Below are 19,607 nucleotides of genomic sequence, written 5' to 3' on the forward strand. Positions count from 1 at the left end.
CCGCGCGATGATCTGTTTCAGCAATAACAGATCATCGCGCGGGGCTGAATTTTTATGCAAACAGCAGAGCGCGGCGGGCGGCGCTCAAGCCTGCTGCGCGGACGGCAAGCCTTCGGGCGGCGCGGCGAGTGCCGCCAGCCGCCGCGCTCTTTCATCCTGCCGGTCGGTAATCTTCTTGACCACGATGATGCAGGCAATCGCCGTAATTATGGTTAACAGGTCGCTCGCCATATGGATCCAAGTGGCGATGATGTAGTCGTTAAGAATCTGCGCCTTGCTGTCCCAACTGTAAGCGATCCAGGCGACGATATTCGACAACAGCCACAATCCCCACCAGACCACCACCAGCAGCGACTTCGAGGAACCGGCGACGAACGCATGCATGGGCCGGACGCCGACTGCGGTGACTGTCTCCGGGTCGCTCTCGCGCCAGATTTCCTGAAAGACCTGGAAGGGGCGGAAGAGGTTAAGGATGGGAATGAAGAAGTAGCCGACGACCCATCCAGGCGTCGTGTCGGGGTTAGCGCCGAGCGGGCGCAAGTTCTTGTACGCGCCATACAGCCACACCAGAAAAACGACCGCCGCGGCGACAAAGTTGACCAGCACGACGAGCTGCACGACCGCCTGGCGCGTGTCGTTTGCCAGCAACTGCGCGGGCGTCACATCGGTCAGCCCTTCCATGACTTTGTAGAGCAGATCGATCTGCATGAATTTCGATACGGCGGCGATCAAGTGGGTGACGATATTGGCGGCAAGAAAGCCAATCGCCACGTAAGCGCGTGTGCGCAGCGGCTCATATGGCTCCACGACATCAGGCGGGTTCATCATCGGCGACTCCTCTGAATTCGGTCGGGCATCATCTTAACATCAACGCGGCGGGCCGCAATCATGAAACACGAAAGGCCGAGAGAACTGCTCCCCCGGCCTTTCGCGTTTCGACAAACCCGTTTGGCTTACCACTCGCCCTGGCGGACGCGCCGCTTGATCTTGCGCTTGACCAGGTCGCGCTTGAGCGGGCTGAGGTAGTTGATAAACAGCTCGCCGTCCAGGTGATCGGTCTCGTGCGACACGCAGCGCGCCTCCAGGTCCATCACGTCGAGGGTGAATGGGCTGCCGTCAATGTCCTGGGCGTGGACGACGACGCGCTTGGCGCGGGTCACCGGAAACGAGATGCCCGGAAAGCTCAAACAGCCTTCGTCGCCGGTCTGTTCGCCTTCTTCGATCTCGATGACCGGATTGATCAGGGCGATCTTGTGTGTGGTGTCTCTGCCGCTGCTGCAATCCATGACGAACAGCCGCTTGAGCAGTCCGACCTGCGGCGCGGCCAGCCCGACGCCCGGCGCGACATACATCGTTTCGAACATGTCGTCAACGAGCTTCTTCAGCTTCTCGTCGAACTCGGTGATTTCCTGGGCGCGCTGCTGCAACACCGGGTCGCCATATTTCACAATCTCCAGTTTCATTATTCGCTTTTCATCTCCTTGTGTCGTTCGTCGGCCAGTCGCCGCTCGGCTATCTTTTCGCCGAGCATGTGATTGAGCACCGCCGTGCGTGCCCGGTAGTGTGCCACTTCGCGCCATGCGACGCCGGCCAGCCCGATCAATATTATAGCAGCGCCAATTAAGCTGTGCGTAGCGTAACCCACGGCGAAGCCGACGAAGAAGATCGCCACCAGCGCCAGGTAATAGAAAATCCCGTGCGTGCGCGTCGCGTTGATCGAGCGGCGCAGCTCTGCGACCTCGCGGTCAAGCTCGTCGCGCCGCCGCGCCGCCTGCTCTCGTTCGTGCCCCGGTGAAAACATAGCGGATAGTGACAAGTGACAAGTGACAAGTGACAAGAGGTGACAAGTGAAGAAGCAAAGGCTCGCCTCTGGTTACTTCTTGTCACTTGTCACTCGTCACCTCCTCAGTATCGTTTCATCTGTTCGCAGTAGCTGTCGAAGTTGCGGCGCATCTCGCCGAGGCTGTCGCCGCCGAATTTTTCGCGCGCCGCGTCGGCCAGGACCATCGCCACCATCGCTTCGCCGATGACCCCTGCCGCCGGCACCGCGACAATGTCCGAGCGCTCGAAGGCCGCCGCCGATTCTTCTTTGTTGATCACATCGACGCTCGCCAGCGGGCGGCGCAGCGTCGAGATCGGTTTCAAGTGGCCGCGCACGCGAACCTCTTCGCCGTTGGTGATGCCGCCTTCGATGCCGCCGGCGCGATTCGTCGAGCGCGTAAAGCGCCGCTCGCCGGCATTATAGCCGATTTCGTCATGCACCTGCGACCCGCGCAGCCGGCTGACCTCGAAGCCTGCGCCGATCTCGACCGCCTTCACTGCGTGGATGCACATGATGGCTTGCGCCAACCGGCCATCGAGCTTGCTCGACCATTGAATGTGCGAGCCGAGCCCTGCGACTGCGCCGCGCGCCACGACTTCAAAGATGCCGCCGAGCGTGTCCTTTGCTTCTTTGGTCGCATCGATCAGCGCCAGCATGCGCGCCTCGGCCTGCCTGTCGGCGCAGCGCACCCGGGTATCATCGCGGATGGCAACGATCTCTTCCCATGTCGCCTGGACAGGCTCATCCGGCACGCCGCCGATCATTGCCGTGTGGCTTGCGATCTCGACGCCAAGCTCTTTCAGCAGCAGCCTGGCAAAAGCGCCGGCGGCGACGCGCGCCGCGGTCTCGCGGGCGCTGGCGCGTTCGAGAATATCGCGCAGGTCGTGGGTGTCGTACTTTAAGCCGCCGGCGAGATCGGTGTGGCCGGGACGCGGGCGAGTGACGCGCCGCGCGCGCTTCTCTTCTGTAAAGTCGCGCGGCTCGACGTTCATCACGTCCACCCAGTGCTCGAAGTCGCGGTTGCGGATCATAAAGGCCACAGGCGAGCCGAGCGTCGCGCCGTGGCGCACGCCTGCGAGGATTTCGACCTCGTCGCTTTCGATCTTCATGCGCCCGCCGCGCCCATAGCCCTGTTGTCGCCGCCAGAGCTCGTGATTGATGAACGACAGGTCAACCGGCAGGCCGGCGGGCAAGCCTTCGACGATGGCCACCAGACCCTTGCCGTGCGATTCGCCCGCCGTGGTGAAAGTAAAATGCATAGCTATCTCGTCTCTATTGATCGTCAGAGCGATTCTAGCCCGCGCCCTGCCGGTTCTCAAGACAAGCGGCGTTGTAACTGAAGCGTTCACCGCGCCAGTGTGATTTACATACGCCGTGCCTGTGATCATTCGCGCTCGCCGCGCTATACGGCGCGCTTTGCAGGGCCGGCAAACGGCACGCTCATTGCGAACTTGAGTGTTTTAATGACTCGCCGTGTGGCATTGCCACGCCGCGCTGTCACCGTTCGATGACAATTCACATTCCGACGAGCAAGGGGGAACGTCATGAAAACCATCACACGCATTGTTGCCATTGCTGTCCTGATGCTTGTAGCCGGATTGGCTAATGTAGCGCAGGCGCAGCATCCATACCGCCTCAGTGAAGGCGACCTGAAAGGGTTGATCAGCCGCCTGGAGCGCGACAGCGATCAGTTTCGCAAGAGTCTCGACAGCTCGCTCGACCACAGCCGCCTCGACGGCTCGCGCGCCGAAGACCGCATCAACGATTTCGTCAAAGGGTTCGAAGAAGCGACCGACCGCCTGAAAGATCGCTTTGATGACAACAACTCGGCGAGCGCTACGGTGCAAGAAGTCCTCGACCGCGCCGCCGTCATTGACCGTTTTATCGCTAACCACCGAGTGACCGGGCGCGCTTATGATGACTGGATGCGCGTGCGCGCCGACCTCGATGAGCTGGCGTCGACTTACACCGTTGCCTGGAAATGGCCGGTCATCGAAGTGACCGTCGTCCCCTCGGATACGGTGGTCACGGATGCGGTTGTTGTCGAGCGCCACGCGCGCCGCATCAATGACAGCGACGTGAAGAACATCATCAGCCGCATTGACGCGCAGGCCGAGCATTTCCGCCATTCGCTGCATGACGCGTTGAACCATTCGCACTTCAATCACACGAGCGCCGAAGACGACATCAATGCCTTCGTCAAGAACTTTGAGCGGGCGACCGACCGGCTCAAAGATCATTTTGGCAAACATAACGCTGCCGCCGCCGACGCTGAAGAAGTGATGCACCGCGCCGCCAGCATTGACGCCTTCATGCGCGCCCACGAGATGAGCCCGCGGGCGCAGGACGACTGGCAGGCGTTGCGCCGCAACCTTGACGAGCTGGCGCTGGCCTACAGCGTCGAATGGCGCTGGGACTAATTTTCAATCAAACGACAAGGAGGGAGATTATGAAGATAGAGGGAATCAGGAGCATGGCGCTGGCGCTTTGCCTGACGCTGATTGGCAGCGTCGCGGCGCTGGCTGACGATAAAGACAAAGGCCCGGTGGGCGAGTCGGCGAAGGCCGCCGCGGCGTTTCGCGAAATCATGGGCGCGCCCGACAAGGCCATCCCGCACGAAGTTCTCGACGCGGCTGAATGCATCGCCGTCTTCCCGGGCGCGAAGAAAGGCGCTTTCGTCGTCGGCGTGCAGAAGGGCGACGGCGTCGTCAGTTGCCGCACCGGCAGTGGCTGGAGCGCGCCAGTCTTTCTCGACATGGAAGGCGGCAGCTTTGGCCCGCAGATCGGCGGCCAGTCTACGGATTATGTGCTGCTCTTCATGAATTCGAAGGGCGCTGATCGTTTGCTGCAAAACAAATTCGAGATCGGCGGCGAAGCCTCTGTGGCGGCTGGCCCTGTGGGTCGTTCAGCCTCGGCTTCGACCGATTGGAAGCTGAACGCCGAGATTCTATCGTACTCACGCAGCAAAGGCGCGTTCATCGGCGCGGCGCTCAAGGGCGTGAAGATTTCCGTTGACGACAGCGATATGCGCAAAGTCTACGGCAGCAGCGCGACCGCGCAGGCGCTGCTGCGTGAAAACAAATTCGAGGCGACGCCAGCGGCGCGCGCCTTCCCGAACACGCTGGAACAGTTCTCCGCCGCGCAGGCGACCAGCAAACAGCCTTAGGCAAGTCGGATTGGGTGATTGAGCTGAAGCCGCAGCGGCCACGGATGGCGTGCATCACTGATGCGCTTCATCCGTGGCCGCGTTCGCGTTTGTGGTTTTGCCGCTCAAGCGACTTCGAGGCGGCGATTGCGCAGGTGCTTGATGCGGTCGCGCAACTCGGCGGCGCGCTCGAATTCATAACGGGCGGCGGCGGCGCGCATCTCGTGTTCGAGCCGCGCGAGCGTCTCTGCGATCTTCTCAGGCGTATACTCTTCGATCTCTTCGACGTTCGTCGGCACCTTGAAGTAATCGGCCTCGACAATCGACACCAGAGTCGAATCGATTGCCTTAACGATGGTCTGCGGCGTAATGCCGTGCTCGCGGTTGTACTCGGCCTGTTTTTCGCGGCGGCGCTGGGTTTCGCCAATGGCCCGGCGCATCGAATCGGTGATGCGGTCGGCATAGAGAATCGCCTTGCCGCGCACGTTGCGCGCCGCCCGCCCGATGGTCTGAATCAAGGATTGCTCCGAGCGCAAGAAGCCTTCCTTGTCGGCATCGAGGATGGCGACCAGCGAGACTTCGGGCAAATCCAGGCCCTCGCGCAGCAGGTTGATGCCGACCAGCACGTCGAATTCGCCGGCGCGCAGGTCGCGCAGAATCTTGATGCGCTCCAGCGTGACGATGTCCGAATGCAGGTAACGCACGCGCACGCCAACTTCGGTGTAGTACTCGGTCAAATCTTCGGCCATCTTCTTGGTGAGCGTCGTCACCAGGACGCGCTCGCCGCGCTCGGTGCGCTCGCGGATTTCATTCAACAGGTCATCGATCTGGCCGCGCACCGGGCGCACGTCGACTTCAGGATCGATCAAGCCGGTCGGGCGAATCACCTGCTCGACGACCTCGCCGCCGGTCTTCGTCAGCTCGTAAGGGCCGGGCGTCGCCGAAACGAAGATGAGCTGGCCGACTCGACGCTCCCACTCCTCGAAATTGAGCGGGCGGTTGTCCATCGCCGAGGGCAAGCGGAAGCCGTACTCGACCAGCGTGCGCTTGCGCGACTGGTCGCCGGCATACATGCCGCGCACCTGCGGGACCGTCTGGTGGCTCTCGTCAACCATGACAATCGAATCACGCGGCAGGTAATCGAGCAGGGTCGGCGGCGGCTCGCCCGGCAGCCGGCCCGTCAGGTGGCGCGAGTAGTTTTCAATGCCGTGACAGTAGCCCAGCTCCTTGAGCATCTCAATGTCATACAGGGTGCGCTGGTGCAGGCGCTGCGCTTCGAGCAGCTTGCCGCCGCTGATGAGCTTCGGCTCCCACTCGTCAAGCTCTTCCTTGATCGTGCGGATGGCGCGCTTCAAGGTGTCTTTCGGCATCACGTAATGCGACTTGGGGTAGATCGGCAATCGCTGGTGAGTTTCGAGAACTTCGCCGAGCAGCGGGTCAATCGTCGAGATGGCTTCGATCTCGTCGCCCCAGAACTCAATGCGGATCGCCCTGTCCTGATAGACCGGATAAATCTCGACCACGTCGCCGCGCGCGCGAAAGGTGCCGCGGGTGAATTCGATGTCGTTGCGCTGGTACTGAATCTCGACCAGTTTCTTGAGCAGCGCCGTGCGCGACAACTGCTGGCCGCGCTCGATGAAGACGACCAGGCCATAGTAAGCGTCGGGGTCGCCCAGACCGTAGATGCACGACACCGAGGCGACGATGATGCAGTCACGCCGCTCGAAAAGCGAGCGCGTCGCCGATAGCCGCAGGCGGTCAATCTCCTCGTTGATCGTCGCCTCTTTCTCGATAAAGGTGTCCGTCGAGGGAATGTAGGCTTCGGGCTGATAGTAGTCGTAATAACTGACGAAGTATTCGATGGCGTTGTGCGGGAAGAACGACTTGAACTCCTGGTAGAGCTGCGCGGCGAGCGTCTTGTTGTGGGCCATGACGAGCACGGGCCGGCGGACATGCTCGATGACGGCGGCCATTGAAAAGGTTTTGCCGCTGCCGGTGACGCCCAACAACACTTGATGCTCGCGGCCTTCGTTAATGCCGCGCACCATCTGTTCGATGGCCTGCGGCTGATCGCCCTGCGGCACATATTCGGATACAAGTTTGAAATCCATTGTTCCTCTTGCCCGGTTGTAAATCAGTCTTTGGACGGAAAAGAAAATTATACCCGCGGGCGGCGCGCGCCGGCAAACAGCGGCCCGGCGTCGGTAGTTTTTGTAACAAAAATCGCGAAAAAAGAGTTGCGCCGGCGTTAGAAAAATCCGCAGTTGATTGACTGGCGCCGACCGCTTGACTTTGCATGGGCGCATGCCGATAATGCCGATTGCCATCACACTGCCTTTAGTCATCGCGTGTGGATTTCCGCAGCAGTTGACAGCACAAAACCGAACAGGCGAGGAGTGACCATCAACCCGATCACAGAGACCAGCCTACCCGACTTGACGCTTTTCCGGCGCGGCAAAGTGCGCGATATCTATGCGGTCGAAGACCGGTTGTTAATTGTTGCGACCGACCGCCTGTCGGCCTTTGACGTGGTGCTGCCGAACCCGATCCCGATGAAAGGCGTCGTGCTAACGCAGCTCTCACTATTCTGGTTCGACTATCTGAAGGGAATCGTCGCCAATCACCTGATCTCGGCGCGCGTCGAAGACTATCCCGCGCCGCTCGCGGGGTTTCGCGAGCCGCTTGCGGGGCGCTCGATGCTGGTTCATCGCGCCGAGGTCTTTCCCGTCGAATGCGTGGCGCGCGGCTACCTCGCCGGGTCGGGCTGGAAGGATTACCAGCAGAGCGGCGCGGTCTGTGGCATCAAGCTGCCGCCGGGCCTGAAAGAATCCGCCCAGTTGCCGGAGCCGATCTTTACCCCGGCGACCAAAGCCGAATCGGGCCACGATCTGAATATCAGTGAGCGCGAAACCGCGAACCTGATTGGCGAAGAGGCGACCGCGAAGCTCAAGGCGCTGACGCTCGACATCTACGCGCGCGCTTCATCGTATGCCGCCGAGCGCGGCATCATCATTGCCGACACCAAGTTTGAGTTTGGCGTCAAAGACGGCGAAGTCATCCTGGTTGACGAGGCGCTGACGCCTGACTCGTCGCGCTTCTGGCCGGCGGCGCGCTACGAGCCCGGTCACAGCCAGCCGTCGTTTGATAAGCAGTTCGTGCGCGATTACCTGGAGACGCTCGACTGGAACAAGCAGCCGCCTGGGCCTGTGCTGCCCGACGAAGTCGTCGCCCGCACGCGCGACAAGTACCTGGAAGCGTACCGGCTGCTGACCGGGCACGAGCTGGCGCAATCCGCATGACGGTTCTCGATTATTTCGTTTTGATCGTTGTCGTCGCGTCGGTCATCTGGGGGGCGAGTCGCGGAATTATCAAAGGCATACTCTCGGTGGTCTCGGCGGTTTTCGGGGTGATTCTTGCGGCGCAACTTTATCCGCTGGCGGCGCCGCTGTTCGCGCTCTTTACAGAGTCGCCGCGCCTGGCGAACCTGCTCGGCTTCATCAGTCTCTTTTTGTTGGTGCTGATCGGCGGCAGCTTGCTGGCGCGATGGCTGCGCGGCGGGCTGAAGCGGGCACGGCTGGGATGGCTCGACACCGGGCTGGGCGCGGTTTTCGGCCTTGTGCGCGGCTGGCTGATCTGCTCAGTGATTTATCTCGCATTGACGGCTTTCCCCGTCAAGCTGGAAGCGGTCGGGCGAGCGAGCTTCGCGCCTTTGCTTCTCGAAGGCACGCGGGTGATCGCTTACCTGACGTCTAGTGATCTGCGCCGGCGCTTTCTTGACGGTTATGCCGTGGTTCAAGCGTTATGGGGACAACATGGGTGACAGGCCGCAAAAGCAAATGACGAATAAGAATAAACAAGTAGAGCGCTCGCTCTAGCGCCGAAGGAGAATTAACGATGAAAAGCAGGCTCGAGGCACTGGTCGCCGAGATGGTCGAACGCGGCATTTTGTTCGAAGACGCCGTCGCCGAATTCGAGAAGCACTTTATCTTATCGGTGCTGAAACGCACGAATGGCAATCTCTCGAAAGCCGCCGAAGAGCTGCGCATCCACCGCAACACGCTGTCAAAGAAAGTCGAGAAGTTTTACCAGAACGGCCACATGATCGGCGCGCGCCACCGCCGCCCGCGCGTCCGTGCGGCAGCCGTCGCCGCACGCGGCAAAAAATAATCGCCCCCCTGTTCCCCCGTTCAATGATCGTTTGCCGCCCCGGTTGCTGTCGTTGCCTGGCGCTTCAGAATCTCTTGAATATCGGCTTCGATCTTCGCCGCCTTGCGGGCGCTGGTGCCGATGTACTTGCTGTAAATCTTCATGTCGCCGGTGACCACATAGGTGGTCGGGAAGCCGATGACGTTGAGGTCATAGGTCTGGTCGTCATCGCCGAGCAGCACCGTGTATTTCATATTACGCTTGGCAACAAACGGTTTCACTTCCTTGGCGTCGCCTGAGGCCATCGTCACGCCGATCACCTTTAATCCCTTGTCGCCGTACTTCGCCTGCAACTGGTTCCACACCGGAATCTCCAGCAGACATGGGCCGCACCAGGTCGCCCAGAAATCGAAGACGTAGACACTGCCTTTCAGCGAGTCGGCCTTCACCGGCTTGCCGTCGAAATCCACCAGATGAACTTCGGGCAGCGCCTTCAAGGGCTCGGTGCCGGCGGCGTTCTGCGCGCTTGAAAGCGCGGGCGCAGTCAGGGCAAGGGCCAGGGCCAGGACGATCAAAAGTTTCATAGCGACCTCCGAGGGAATGTTGCCGTGACGCGGGCGTCACTCCTATGATTGTAGCCGACCGATGGCAGCGCAGGAAAGGGACGCGGCGACGCGGCGACACGTCCCTCCTGCGCCCCGTCTTGAGAAACCGCTGTTGATAGTGTAGACTTGCCTATGAATCCAACTGGAGGAAATCCGTGAGCACTGAATTAGGTCAGCTCATTGAGCTCCAGGAACTCGACCTCGAACTGCAACGGCTCAACGACAGGCTGGCACGCATCCCGGCGGAACGGGATCAAATCGAGAGCGAATTCCGGCAATACGCGGCAGAGTTCCTGAGACTTCAAGAACAACACGATAAAACCCTCAACGACCGCACCCAACTGGAAACCGAACTGGCCTCCGCCCAACAGCATCACGATAAATTCGAACAAGACAAGATGCGGGTCACCAACCCGAAGCAGTACGAGGCGGTGGTGCGCGAGATTGACGCCACGAAAAAACAGATCAGCGCCTTCGAGAGCGAAATCCTCAAGCGTATGGAAGAGACCGAGCGGCTGGCTTCGGAAATCGAGCAGCGCGCCCCCGACGTCGAGCGCCAGCGCCAGGAGGCCGACCAAACGCTGGCTGGCTTTGACGCCGAGCGGCAGGATGCCGAGCGGCAGATTGCCGACCTCAACCGGCGGCGGGCGGAGCTGGCAACGAAGGTCTCGAAGCCGCTGTTTGCGGCCTATGACCGGCTGGCGCGCAGCCGCCGCGGTCTGGCGTTATCGCTCATCAGCAACGAAGGCATCTGCTCGGTCTGCCGTGTCCGCGTGCGGCCGAAAGTCTTCAGTGACGTGCGCCGCGGCGACCAGATGATCACCTGCGAAAACTGCGGTCGTATTCTTTACTACAAAGCCGAATCAACCAGCGAAGCCGTGGGATGAAGTCAGTTCTCAGTTCTCGGTGAATCCTGTTGCGCGTCTGCCATACTGACAACTGACAACTGACGGCTGGCAACTGATTTATGGAACGCTTATCTATCGAAGGCATCCAGGAATTCTGGCAGCACCCGGACGCCGCTCATGACCGCAGTCTCATGAGCTACCGCCCGGCCATGCTCGTCGAGTGCTCGATCAATTTCCGCAGCCTGCGCGCCGGCTTGAACCATTCCGAAGAGCGCACCTACAGCGCCTGGCTGCCCGAATCCGACCTGGCGATTGATTGGGATCGCCCGGCAGTTGATTCGGCGACGCTGTCGCAACTGGCCACCCGCCCCGATCCCGGCATCCCCCATCATAATGGGAATTACCAGACGACTCGTGAAGGCTGCGCGCAGTATGAAGCCGAGTTGATCGCCCGACTGGTGCGCAACGAGCGGCTGCGCGTCTTCTTCACCCCGGTCTTTGGATTGTTCTCGGTGCCCGGCGAGACCCGCGAAGATTTTCTGCCGCGCATTGCCGAAGCGGCGCTGTCGCGCGTCGAGCCGGAATTGAAGCGCCTGCGCAACCGCTTCGAGCTGCAACTCGAACAGGTGCGCGAGGCGCAGGGCTTGAAGGGCTCGCGCCTGGAAGAGATCAGTCTGGAGAGCTTCATCGCCCATAAGTTGCACCTGTTTGAGAGCGAGCATCGCCTCGCCGATATGTTCTCGACGCTGGCCGGCGCGGTCTTTGGCACCACCGAGCCGAGGCCGCTTTCAGAAGTGGTCAAGTGGGAAGACGCCGAGCTACGCGAAGACCTCGACCGCATCGAGCAAGAGGCGAGCGAAGCCTTGCGGGCGCTTTACGAGGAATACCTGGCGCTGGCCAATGAGTACGACATCTTCGAGATCGGTCTACAGCCGCAGAATATACAGGTCGCGCGCCGCCTGCTGCTCTGGGTGCCTGTGGCCAACACACAGTAGCCGGTCGTCAGCGGTCGGTTGTAACTCGTGACCGCCTCTGTCAAAATTGCAACGATTCCACGGACGGCGCGTCCACGGAATCCAAGCAAACGACCGCCGACCACGGACTACTGCTTATGCCTCACGAACCGCCCGCGCGCATCGGAATCGTCACCAAGCCCAACGAGCCGCGCGCCGCCGAAATTGCCGCGCGCATCGCCGAGTGGGCCGCCGATCACGAGATCAACCTCTTCGTCAACGACCGCGTCAAAGAAGCCGACCTGCCGCCCGGCACCTTTTCGGCCTCGGCCCGCGAGATCGCCGATCATTGTGACGTGCTGGTGGCGCTTGGCGGTGACGGCACCATGATTGCCACCGCGCGGCTGGTGAGCGGGCGCGGCACGCCTGTGCTGGGCGTCAATCTCGGCACGCTCGGCTACCTGACCGAGTTCACCGTAGACGATGTGGTGCCGGCGCTCGAATACGTCGTGCGCGGCGATTATGAGATAGACCGGCGGCTGATGCTTGAATGGCGCGTCCTGCGCGACGGCGATCAGGTCGGCGCCGGCACAGCGCTCAACGACGTGGTCGTCAATAAGTCGGCGCTTGCCCGCATCATCGATATCGATTTCACGGTTGGCGGCCAGTACGTCACCACATTTCGCGCCGACGGGTTGATCTTATCAACGCCGACGGGCTCGACGGCTTACAACCTGTCGGCGGGCGGGCCGGTCATCGTGCCGGGCGTCGAAGCCATCGCCATCGCGCCGATCTGCCCGCACACGCTGACCAACCGCCCGCTGGTGCTGCCGCATTACGCAGAGATTCGCCTGCGCGTCCACACGCGCGAGCAGGAAGTGATGCTGACATCGGACGGGCAGACCGGCATGCCATTGATGGCCGACGACCGCATCGAGCTGCGCAAGAGCGCCCGCACCTTTAACACGGTGGCCGCGAAAGACCGCGACTACTTCGAGATTCTGCGCTCGAAACTGAGATGGAGTGGACGGTGAAAACAGGAGGCAGGAGGCAGGAGGCAGGAGGCAGTACCCGGATGGTCGTCTTCGATTCACATCATAGCCTTAATTCAAAGACTGCTTCCTGCCTCCTGCCTCCTGCCTCCTAGCTACCGGGGGACGCCATGCTATTTCCCATTGGGGATGATAATCAGGGCCGGCTGACGACACCGTTTGTCGTCTATGCCATTATCGCCGTCAATGTTCTCGTCTTCCTGCTGTTGCAACAGGCGATGATGACGCCGCAGGGCGAGTATTTCACCTCCGGCTATTCGGTCGTGCCGCTTGAGATCACGACCGGCACGGACCTGCAAGCGCCGGTCATCTTGCCGGGCGTCTCCGCCGATGCGCGCGGGCGCGCGGTTCCGCGCGCCGTGCAGATTCCGCAAGCGCCCGGCCCCTCGCCGATCTACTTGACGCTGCTGACGGCGATGTTCATGCACGGCGGCTGGATGCACATTATCGGCAATATGCTTTACCTGTGGATTTTCGGCGACAACATCGAAGACAATTTCGGGCACGGCAAATTCGCCATCTTTTATCTCATCTGCGGGCTGGCGGCTTCGTTCGCGCAGATCGCCGTAGACCCGCGCTCGCCTGTGCCTTCGCTGGGCGCATCGGGGGCGATTGCCGGCGTGCTCGGCGCTTATCTGGTGATGTTCCCGCGCAACCGCGTGCGCAACATCGTCTTTCTCGGCTTCTTGATTACCACCATCGAGCTGCCGGCGCTCGTCGTGCTGGGCTTCTGGATCGTCATTCAGATCTTCAGTCAGTATACGGCCAGCTTTTCGCCGGCGACGCACAGCGGCGGCGTCGCTTACATGGCGCACATCGGCGGCTTCGTCACCGGGTTGTTGCTCTCTTTCATCTTTCGCAACCGGCAGACGCGGCGCACCCAGCCGCCTTTTTATGAGTCCCACTGAATATGATCGTACTTGAACGCCTGACGAAAGTTTATGGCACGCTCACCGCCGTAGATCACATCGATCTGGTGATTCCGTCGGGTCAACTGGTCGGTTATCTTGGCCCGAACGGCGCGGGCAAGTCGACGACCGTCAAGATGCTCACAGGCATGATCGCGCCGACCGCGGGGCGCGCTGAGATTTATGGGCTCGACGTGCAGCAGCAGAGCCTCGAAGTCAAACGGCTGATCGGCTACGTGCCGGAATCGGGCGCGGTCTACGAAACGCTGACGGGCCGCGAGTACCTGGAAATGGTCGGGCGCTTGTATGGATTGGATGATGCGGTCATTCGCGACCGCGTCATCAAGTTCGCTGATTTTTTCGAGCTCGCCCGCGACACGGTTGACCGCAAGCCGCTGGCGACTTATTCAAAAGGCATGCGGCAGAAGGTGGTCATCTCGGCGGCGCTGATTCACAACCCGCGCGTCATCTTTTTTGACGAGCCGCTCAACGGATTGGACGCCAGCACGCAGTTGATGTTCAAGACCCTGATTAAGAACCTGGCCGCCGAGGGCAAGACGATTCTTTACTGCTCGCACATCCTCGACGTCGTCGAGCGCACCTGTGACCGCATCGTGATCATCGATCACGGTCGCGTCGCCGCCGACGGCACGCTCGCCGAGCTGCGGACGGCGAGCGGCGAGGGCTCGCTCGAACGCATCTTCAATAAGCTGACGGCCCCCGCCGACCTCGAAGAACGAGCCGAAGAGTTCTCGAAGACCTTCAGCTTTTAGCCGTTGCCGCCATGCCCATTCTTTCTTTTATCACCCCTGCGCTGGCGCGCTTCGATGTCGATAGGCGGCAACTGGCGACGCTCATCGGGGTTTATCTCAAGCAAGACCTGCGCGGCGGCAGGGCGTTTATGCAGTTCAGCGCCCGCGAATATGTGCGCGGCAATGCGGCGCTGCTAATGCTTTTCGGGATGTATGTCTTGACCGGCCTGGTGATGGGCGGCATGGCGCTGTTCACCGACATTGACGCGCTGCATTTCTCCATCGTGATGCATACCTTTACGTTGCTGATCGTCGCGCTCGCCATCCTCGCCGAATCCGGCAATGTCATTTTCAATGAGAGCGAAGCCGACATCCTCGGCCACCTGCCCATCAGCTCGCGCACCTACTTCGCCGCGAAGGTGCTGAACCTTTTTCTCTTCACCGCTTTGCTGGCCGCCGCCGCCAATCTCTTTCCGGCCATCTTCGGCATCTGGACGGCCGGCGCGAATGTCTTGTTTTTGCCGGCGCACGCGCTCGCGTCGCTGCTCGACGCGCTGCTGGCGACGGCGCTGATCGTTACCAGCTATGGCCTGCTGATGCGGCTGGTGGGCCGCGAGCGCTTCGACAGCCTTATTGCCTATAGTCAGATCGTTCTCGTGTTGCTCTTCATGTTCGGCTTTCAAATTCTGCCGCGCGTCATGGAGATCAACTTCTTGCAGATGGCGCGCAGTTACCGCTGGTATTACCTGCTGTTCCCGCCGGCGTGGTTTGCCGGCGTCACCCTGGTGCTGATGGGCAAGGCGCAGGCGTTTGCCGTGGCGCTGGCCGGCGTCGGCCTCACGGTGCTGGTGGCGCTCGGCCATCTGGCGATCCGCAAAGTCGGCAGTGATTATTCATCATTCGTCGTCGGCCTGAGTTATGGTGACGGCGCGTCAAAGCTGGTCACGGCGAGCGCGCCGGTCGTCGCACATGAGCGCGGCGGGGCCAGCCGGCTTAAATCTCTGTGGCTGGCGCGGCCTGCCGAGCGCGCCGCCTTTGATCTGGTTTCCGTCTATCTGCGGCGCAACCGCGAAGTGAAAGTGCGGCTCTACCCCTCGCTGGCCTACTTCATCTTCGTGCCGCTGCTGGCGGTCTTCAGCGAAGGCTTGCCCGACCCCTTCGTGGCGCGCGGCGTTCAGGCGTACTCGCTGATGGGGGCGCTGATGATCTGCTACGTCGCGCTTACGGCAGTCGAAGTCTTACGCTTTTCCGAGCATCAAGCGGCGGCTTACATCTTCCGTGTCGCGCCGGTGGCCCGCCTCGGCGACCTGCACGGCGGATTTCGCAAAGCGGTCTTCGTGTGGGTGGCGTTGCCGGGGTTTGCGGTGTTGTTTATGCTCTACGCCATCCTGTGGCGCAGCCCGCTGCATGCGGCGCTCTTGCTTGCGCCCTGGGTGATCATCACGCCGGCGGCGTTAATGCTCGGCTTTCTGTTTCGCGAAACCTTGCCGCTGGCGCGCAAGTATCAAAAGGGCCAGCAGACCTCGCGCAACCTGGTGCTGTTTCTCTTCTGCTTCGTGGTGCTGTCGGTGTTCGGCGGCTTGCAAGCAATCGCCATCCGTGGCCGCCTGCCTGTGATTAGAGCGGTCTTTCCTTACTGGCTGTTTATCGCCCTCAGCCTCTCGATCTCGGCGTTCTTTTACTTCAGCCTGCGCGCCTTGAGCCGCGAGGCGAGAGTGGTTCAGCCCGATGACCGTTTGTAGGCACGGGCGCAGCCGGAGACGTTTTTCGCTCGACCGTGGGGGGAACCAGCGGCTCTTCGACATGGCCGCGCTGCCAGTTGAAGAAGCGATAACGTCTGGAGGGCAGGGAGCTGAAACGCGGATCGCTGCCGGTGTAATAGATGTAGATTGATGGGCCGTACGCGGTGTCCTTCAACTCGCCCAGCAAGTGGTACTCCGGCCAGACATCGGGCGTCAGCAGCGCGTAGTCTTTGCCATCTATATCAACTGCTTTTCTCACGCGGTTCTCGATGTCGGCGAAGCAAGCATCCTTCTCAGGGAAGGCCAGCCAGACGGCGGGCGAGATTTTTCTGACGACCGGACACAGCTCATCAGGGATCAACTCTCTCAAAGTGGTTTCGTACTCGGCGAAGGTAACCAGGCCCGGGTTGCGCAGCCCTTCGCCATACTTCTTGTATAGTCTGACCAGCATGACGCCGAATGCGAGCCCCGCGATCAGCATGGCGACGGTTGCGGTTTTGTAGACCAATCGCGCCTCACGCCAGCTCCTCAGTCGTAAGCCGCCCATCCGATCATAGGCATCCTTGAGCATGACGGCCGCCGCGAGCGCGAACCAGGGCGCGAGATGCGCCATGTAATAAATCTCTTTGTGGCCCGTGATGATCGCGTGAAAGAGCACCGTTACCACGGTGACGATCAGCAGGTGAACGCGGTAATCGCTCATCGCCTGCTTCTGCCTGATGCGACGAGCGCACACCCAGAGCAGGTAGATGATAGCCGCCGCCGTCAGCAGTTGGAAAACATGCGACAGGGTGTGCGGCAAGCTCTGAAAGATCAGCCCATAGTGTGTGCCGGCGTACTGCGACCGGGCGGTGTACCAAGCGCGATAACGTGCCGCTTCGCCGACGAAGTTTTGCCAGAGCCCGCCCGGCTCGAAGAGCATGAAGTGAAGCTTGTCCTGGCGGTTTTGCAGTAGATAGTTTTTGTAATCGATCAGATCGTAAACGATCTCGTACGCCATGACGGCGAGCGCGCCGCCCGCGAATGCATAAAGCGGCCGCTTGCGAAACGCTCGCCATCCCTGGTCGAGCAAGATCAATAGACCGATGGCGCAAATCATGTAGAGAATGTTCGTGTGGCACATCACGCCACAGCCGACGGCCAGCCCCGATGCGAGGTAGTAACGCGCTTGCCGTCGTCGCCTGCCGACTTCGTATAGATAGAAGCCGAGCATCGCAAAGAAGGCCGCCAGATAGTCGTTGCGAAGCATGCGGCTGCGCTCGATGAAAGTGATGTCAGAGAGCAGCAGCAGGGTGGCCATCAGCCCGACCCGCCAATCCAACAGCCGCCGGCCCAGCGCATAAACCATCAACAGCAGCAGGACAGCCGTAATCAGGTTGAAGATGCGGCCTTGCAGCAAGCCCCAGCCGGTGAGCTTCAAGAAGCCGCCCAGGATGACGAAGTAGACGGGCGTGTAAGAATGCCAGTGGTTTTCGATGTCGCCGCCCAGATAACGCAGCATCGGCAGCGCCAGCTTGCCGTGAACGAGCATCTCGTAAGGCACCTGGAGCGTGTAGGCTTCGTCGGTTTCGGGCAGCGGCACGCTGGCCAATCGTTGCGCCGCGACCAGGACAAAGCCTGAAAGGATCAGCGCCAGCAGCGCCAGGTCGAGGTGGTATCCAAGATGTTTGCGGCGCATCGGTATGTGAGGCGTCGTGTCGCTCATCCGTAACCTGTTCGCGCATTCGGGCCGTGTGTGATGCCGCATCGCCGAACGGCTGGACGGTGATGCAGGACTGTGGCAAGCAAAGATAAACGGTTATCGCCCAAAGGACAAGCTCGGCGGTTCAGGGCTTCACTCTCTGCGTACGGGCAGGGCCATTCAGTTCTGCGAAACAGGGATGAAAGAAAAACACAGAGACACAGAGGTATGGAGACACGGAGAAAACACGGCGTCTCCTCTGTGTTCCCTCCGTGCCTCTGTGTCTCTGTGTTTAATTCACCTTTTGAATGTCGAGAACTGAATGCCCCTGGCGTACGGGCGAGCATCGCATCAGCGGGCCATTCTGCTATGGCGCGGTCGCCGCTGGTTGTGACACTATTTTGGCTCTATGAAAATGACAAGGGGCTTTATGAATATGAGGTTGAAGAGATCGGCGCGCCGCCGATGGAATTTGCGAAACGCGGTATTGGCATCTCTACTATTGGCGCTCGTCGCGGTCTGTAGTTTTAACAGCAACCGCGTCACGGCGCAGACATCTCCCACCCTCAGGTTAGTGCCGGTGCTGTCGGGCCTGGAAGGGCCGCTGTATGTGACCAGCGCCCACGACGGCAGCAATCGCCTGTTCGTCGTCGAACAAGACGGGCGCATCAAGGTGCTGCAACCCGGAGCCAGTGCGCCGACCGTCTTTCTCGACATCACGGCAAAGGTCCTATCGTTCAACGAGCAAGGGCTGCTCGGACTTGCCTTTCACCCGCAGTTTGCGACCAATCGCCGTTTCTTCATTGACTACATCCGCCGCTCTGACGGCTCAACGGTGGTTGCCGAATATCAGGTCTCGGCGACGAACGGGAATGTGGCCGAGCTGACCGAGAAAATTCTGTTGGTGATTGCCCAGCCGTCTGCCAGTCATAAGGCAGGCATGCTGGAGTTCGGCCCCGACGGCTATATGTACATTGCGGTCGGCGATGGCGGCCCGGCTCGCGACCCCAGCAACCGCGCACAGAATCTCAATGACCTGCACGGCAAGATTCTGCGCATTGATGTAGACCACATGGATGGCGATCAGCCTTACCGCTCGCCGGCGGATAATCCGTTCATCGGCTACCCGGCGCCGGCGCGCAGCGAGGTCTATGCCTATGGGCTGCGCAACCCCTGGCGCTTTTCGTTCGACCGCGAGACGGCGGCGCTCTATGCCGCGGATGTCGGGCAGGGAGCGCGCGAAGAGATCAACCTGATTCAGCGCGGCGGCAACTACGGCTGGCGCATCTTTGAAGGCACGCTCTGCACGAACCTTGATCCGCCGCTGTGTGCGACGGTGCAAACCATCCCGCCGCTGCTGGAATACACACACCCCAGCGGGCGTTGCGCGATCATCGGCGGCTACGTCTATCGCGGCACGCGCGCTAGCTTGCCGACGGGCGCTTACATCTATGGCGACTACTGCACGGGCGAGATTCTCATGTTGCAGAATGGCGCTGAGAAGCTGCTGGCCGATACTTCGCTAGGCATCACTTCGTTCGGCGAAGACGAGGCGGGCGAGATTTATGTCACAGGCGAAGGCGGCACCTTGCACCGCCTCGACCTCAACCCGCCGCCGACGACGCCATTTGCCATCGGTCGCGCGTGGGTGCGTAAGCGAGCGAGCGGCGCGGTGCTGGACCCCATCAGTGTGCGCGGCAATGGCAAGAAGTTCGAGATTGTCGTCTTGGAATCATCAACGCCGACGGCGGCATCGGCCAATGCGACGGTCGTCGTCAACGGCATCGAGCTTGCCACCGACTATACATCAACCGAGACCGAACATCCGATATTCGTGGCGCGGCTCAAAGGCTTTATGCTGGCGACGCCCGGCCCGCTCGTCGTCGAAGTCGTGCGCGCTGACGGCACGCGCTCGAATAAGCTGACCCTGCAAGTCGTGCCGTAAAGCCCGGC

At 60.9% G+C, this 19,607-nt stretch carries 20 protein-coding genes; 13 read left to right on the forward strand and 7 right to left on the reverse strand.

Annotated features, from left to right (window positions below; genetic code table 11):
• Positions 1-84 precede the first annotated feature (84 nt).
• From VJ464_08695 to aroC, 4 genes are all read right to left on the reverse strand, one after another.
• Positions 85-828, reverse strand: a complete 744-nt coding sequence (locus tag VJ464_08695; protein ID HKQ05194.1) for a DUF4328 domain-containing protein — start codon at positions 826-828, stop codon at positions 85-87.
• A 125-nt stretch (positions 829-953) separates the two neighbouring features.
• Complete coding sequence (def, locus tag VJ464_08700) at positions 954-1,463, reverse strand: peptide deformylase (GenBank protein ID HKQ05195.1); 510 nt, start codon at positions 1,461-1,463, stop codon at positions 954-956.
• Positions 1,463-1,801: a hypothetical protein gene (locus VJ464_08705; protein HKQ05196.1), complete on the reverse strand. Its 339-nt coding sequence runs from the start codon at positions 1,799-1,801 to the stop codon at positions 1,463-1,465. The genes def and VJ464_08705 overlap by 1 nt, the downstream gene beginning before the upstream one ends.
• A 104-nt stretch (positions 1,802-1,905) precedes the next feature.
• Complete coding sequence (aroC, locus tag VJ464_08710; protein ID HKQ05197.1) at positions 1,906-3,081, reverse strand: chorismate synthase; 1,176 nt, start codon at positions 3,079-3,081, stop codon at positions 1,906-1,908.
• Between the two features lie 285 nt (positions 3,082-3,366).
• Between aroC and VJ464_08715 the strand changes: the two genes are divergently transcribed.
• Together VJ464_08715 and VJ464_08720 are read left to right on the forward strand one after the other, a co-directional pair.
• Entirely contained in the window at positions 3,367-4,242 is an 876-nt protein-coding gene (locus VJ464_08715; GenBank protein HKQ05198.1) for a hypothetical protein, read from the forward strand.
• Positions 4,243-4,271: 29 nt separating this feature from the next.
• Positions 4,272-4,988: a lipid-binding SYLF domain-containing protein gene (locus VJ464_08720; GenBank protein ID HKQ05199.1), complete on the forward strand. Its 717-nt coding sequence runs from the start codon at positions 4,272-4,274 to the stop codon at positions 4,986-4,988.
• Between the two features lie 104 nt (positions 4,989-5,092).
• Here the strand turns inward: VJ464_08720 and uvrB are convergent, their stop codons facing one another.
• On the reverse strand, positions 5,093-7,078 hold the full coding sequence (gene uvrB / locus VJ464_08725) for an excinuclease ABC subunit UvrB (protein HKQ05200.1): 1,986 nt from the start codon (positions 7,076-7,078) through the stop codon (positions 5,093-5,095).
• Between the two features lie 285 nt (positions 7,079-7,363).
• On the opposite strand from uvrB, the gene VJ464_08730 reads away from it, so the two are divergent.
• The 3 genes from VJ464_08730 to VJ464_08740 all read left to right on the forward strand — a co-directional run bounded on the left by VJ464_08730 (position 7,364) and on the right by VJ464_08740 (position 9,134).
• The gene (locus VJ464_08730; protein ID HKQ05201.1) at positions 7,364-8,266 is read left to right on the forward strand and encodes a phosphoribosylaminoimidazolesuccinocarboxamide synthase; all 903 of its coding nucleotides are present in this window, start codon (positions 7,364-7,366) and stop codon (positions 8,264-8,266) included.
• Entirely contained in the window at positions 8,263-8,787 is a 525-nt protein-coding gene (locus VJ464_08735; GenBank protein HKQ05202.1) for a CvpA family protein, read from the forward strand. Before VJ464_08730 ends, VJ464_08735 begins: the two co-directional genes overlap by 4 nt.
• A 74-nt stretch (positions 8,788-8,861) precedes the next feature.
• Positions 8,862-9,134: a helix-turn-helix domain-containing protein gene (locus VJ464_08740; GenBank protein ID HKQ05203.1), complete on the forward strand. Its 273-nt coding sequence runs from the start codon at positions 8,862-8,864 to the stop codon at positions 9,132-9,134.
• 20 nt (positions 9,135-9,154) lie between these two features.
• On the opposite strand, the gene VJ464_08745 is transcribed toward VJ464_08740, so the two are convergent.
• Positions 9,155-9,697, reverse strand: a complete 543-nt coding sequence (locus VJ464_08745; protein ID HKQ05204.1) for a TlpA disulfide reductase family protein — start codon at positions 9,695-9,697, stop codon at positions 9,155-9,157.
• A gap of 176 nt (positions 9,698-9,873) precedes the next feature.
• Here VJ464_08745 and VJ464_08750 point away from each other — a divergent pair, with 176 nt between their 5' ends.
• From VJ464_08750 to VJ464_08775, 6 genes are all read left to right on the forward strand, one after another.
• On the forward strand, positions 9,874-10,605 hold the full coding sequence (locus VJ464_08750) for a C4-type zinc ribbon domain-containing protein (GenBank protein ID HKQ05205.1): 732 nt from the start codon (positions 9,874-9,876) through the stop codon (positions 10,603-10,605).
• Between the two features lie 80 nt (positions 10,606-10,685).
• Entirely contained in the window at positions 10,686-11,561 is an 876-nt protein-coding gene (locus tag VJ464_08755) for a hypothetical protein (GenBank protein HKQ05206.1), read from the forward strand.
• A gap of 116 nt (positions 11,562-11,677) precedes the next feature.
• On the forward strand, positions 11,678-12,553 hold the full coding sequence (locus tag VJ464_08760) for an NAD(+)/NADH kinase (protein ID HKQ05207.1): 876 nt from the start codon (positions 11,678-11,680) through the stop codon (positions 12,551-12,553).
• 128 nt (positions 12,554-12,681) lie between these two features.
• A complete protein-coding gene (locus VJ464_08765; GenBank protein HKQ05208.1) occupies positions 12,682-13,479 on the forward strand; it encodes a rhomboid family intramembrane serine protease in 798 nt (265 codons plus the stop codon).
• A 2-nt stretch (positions 13,480-13,481) separates the two neighbouring features.
• The gene (locus VJ464_08770) at positions 13,482-14,252 is read left to right on the forward strand and encodes an ABC transporter ATP-binding protein (protein ID HKQ05209.1); all 771 of its coding nucleotides are present in this window, start codon (positions 13,482-13,484) and stop codon (positions 14,250-14,252) included.
• A gap of 11 nt (positions 14,253-14,263) precedes the next feature.
• Positions 14,264-15,973: a hypothetical protein gene (locus VJ464_08775; GenBank protein ID HKQ05210.1), complete on the forward strand. Its 1,710-nt coding sequence runs from the start codon at positions 14,264-14,266 to the stop codon at positions 15,971-15,973.
• Here VJ464_08775 and VJ464_08780 read toward each other — a convergent pair.
• Positions 15,915-17,678 (reverse strand): glycosyltransferase family 39 protein, encoded by a 1,764-nt coding sequence (locus VJ464_08780; GenBank protein ID HKQ05211.1) that lies wholly within the window; start codon positions 17,676-17,678, stop codon positions 15,915-15,917. The genes VJ464_08775 and VJ464_08780 overlap by 59 nt on opposite strands.
• A 264-nt stretch (positions 17,679-17,942) precedes the next feature.
• On the opposite strand from VJ464_08780, the gene VJ464_08785 reads away from it, so the two are divergent.
• The gene (locus VJ464_08785) at positions 17,943-18,179 is read left to right on the forward strand and encodes a hypothetical protein (GenBank protein ID HKQ05212.1); all 237 of its coding nucleotides are present in this window, start codon (positions 17,943-17,945) and stop codon (positions 18,177-18,179) included.
• A complete protein-coding gene (locus VJ464_08790) occupies positions 18,142-19,599 on the forward strand; it encodes a PQQ-dependent sugar dehydrogenase (protein HKQ05213.1) in 1,458 nt (485 codons plus the stop codon). The genes VJ464_08785 and VJ464_08790 overlap by 38 nt, the downstream gene beginning before the upstream one ends.
• Positions 19,600-19,607 lie beyond the last annotated feature (8 nt).

Source organism: Blastocatellia bacterium, from assembly GCA_035275065.1.
GTDB lineage: Bacteria > Acidobacteriota > Blastocatellia > UBA7656 > UBA7656 > DATENM01.

Bases quoted from the DNA above. Each gene is read 5' to 3' on its own strand.
- VJ464_08695 (HKQ05194.1), bottom strand. From the start codon at position 828: ATGATGAACCCGCCTGATGTCGTGGAGCCATATGAGCCGCTGCGCACA.
- def (HKQ05195.1), bottom strand. From the start codon at position 1,463: ATGAAACTGGAGATTGTGAAATATGGCGACCCGGTGTTGCAGCAGCGC.
- VJ464_08705 (HKQ05196.1), bottom strand. From the start codon at position 1,801: ATGTTTTCACCGGGGCACGAACGAGAGCAGGCGGCGCGGCGGCGCGAC.
- aroC (HKQ05197.1), bottom strand. From the start codon at position 3,081: ATGCATTTTACTTTCACCACGGCGGGCGAATCGCACGGCAAGGGTCTG.
- VJ464_08715 (HKQ05198.1), top strand. From the start codon at position 3,367: ATGAAAACCATCACACGCATTGTTGCCATTGCTGTCCTGATGCTTGTA.
- VJ464_08720 (HKQ05199.1), top strand. From the start codon at position 4,272: ATGAAGATAGAGGGAATCAGGAGCATGGCGCTGGCGCTTTGCCTGACG.
- uvrB (HKQ05200.1), bottom strand. From the start codon at position 7,078: ATGGATTTCAAACTTGTATCCGAATATGTGCCGCAGGGCGATCAGCCG.
- VJ464_08735 (HKQ05202.1), top strand. From the start codon at position 8,263: ATGACGGTTCTCGATTATTTCGTTTTGATCGTTGTCGTCGCGTCGGTC.
- VJ464_08740 (HKQ05203.1), top strand. From the start codon at position 8,862: ATGAAAAGCAGGCTCGAGGCACTGGTCGCCGAGATGGTCGAACGCGGC.
- VJ464_08745 (HKQ05204.1), bottom strand. From the start codon at position 9,697: ATGAAACTTTTGATCGTCCTGGCCCTGGCCCTTGCCCTGACTGCGCCC.
- VJ464_08755 (HKQ05206.1), top strand. From the start codon at position 10,686: ATGGAACGCTTATCTATCGAAGGCATCCAGGAATTCTGGCAGCACCCG.
- VJ464_08760 (HKQ05207.1), top strand. From the start codon at position 11,678: ATGCCTCACGAACCGCCCGCGCGCATCGGAATCGTCACCAAGCCCAAC.
- VJ464_08765 (HKQ05208.1), top strand. From the start codon at position 12,682: ATGCTATTTCCCATTGGGGATGATAATCAGGGCCGGCTGACGACACCG.
- VJ464_08770 (HKQ05209.1), top strand. From the start codon at position 13,482: ATGATCGTACTTGAACGCCTGACGAAAGTTTATGGCACGCTCACCGCC.
- VJ464_08775 (HKQ05210.1), top strand. From the start codon at position 14,264: ATGCCCATTCTTTCTTTTATCACCCCTGCGCTGGCGCGCTTCGATGTC.
- VJ464_08780 (HKQ05211.1), bottom strand. From the start codon at position 17,678: ATGAGCGACACGACGCCTCACATACCGATGCGCCGCAAACATCTTGGA.